The 546-nt window shown below is 56.2% G+C and carries 1 protein-coding gene; it reads left to right on the top strand.

The features are described from left to right. The first annotated feature begins 130 nt into the window (after positions 1–130). Complete coding sequence (locus GUI70_RS22600) at positions 131–529, top strand: transposase family protein (protein WP_306468323.1); 399 nt, start codon at positions 131–133, stop codon at positions 527–529. The last annotated feature ends 17 nt before the right edge of the window (positions 530–546 follow it).

Here is a 546-nt window from a genome sequence, read left to right as displayed (position 1 = left end):
CCGGCAAGAAGGTCCTGAAGGAAGCAGAGCATGTCTTCCAGATCATCGCCATTGATGCAGCCGAATCGCCGTGTGAGCGCCCCAAAAAAAGCAGCGGACATGGTATAGCGGCAAGAAAAAGCGCCACACCCTGAAAACGCAGGTGGTCATCAATGTGGCGACACACATGATCATGTGTATCGCTACCACCGCCGGCTCCATGCATGATCTGACACTGTTTCGCCACTCGGGGGTACAGGTCCATCAGGAAACAGCCCTGATCGGGGATGCCGGGTATCAAGGGATCTGGTGTGATCACGGCCACTCGATCACACCACACAAGGAAACGAAGCGCGATCCTCTATCGCCTGAAGAGCGCCAGGAGAACCGAGTGCTGGCGTACACCCGCCTGCGTATCGAGCATGTTATTCGGCGCTTGAAGATATTTCGCGTGTTGAAAGACGTGTACCGTCACCGGAGACGGCGCTTTTCCCTCCGCGCGAATCTCATCGCCGCGCTGTGCAATCACTCGCTTACTGAGAGAGCGTGACTTTCGCAGGAGGTCTA

The organism is Deinococcus alpinitundrae, assembly GCF_009982895.1.
Taxonomy (GTDB): Bacteria; Deinococcota; Deinococci; order Deinococcales; family Deinococcaceae; genus Deinococcus; species Deinococcus alpinitundrae.
The sequence above is the reverse complement of the archived record's forward strand: the minus strand, read 5'-3'. Positions and strand labels throughout refer to the sequence as shown.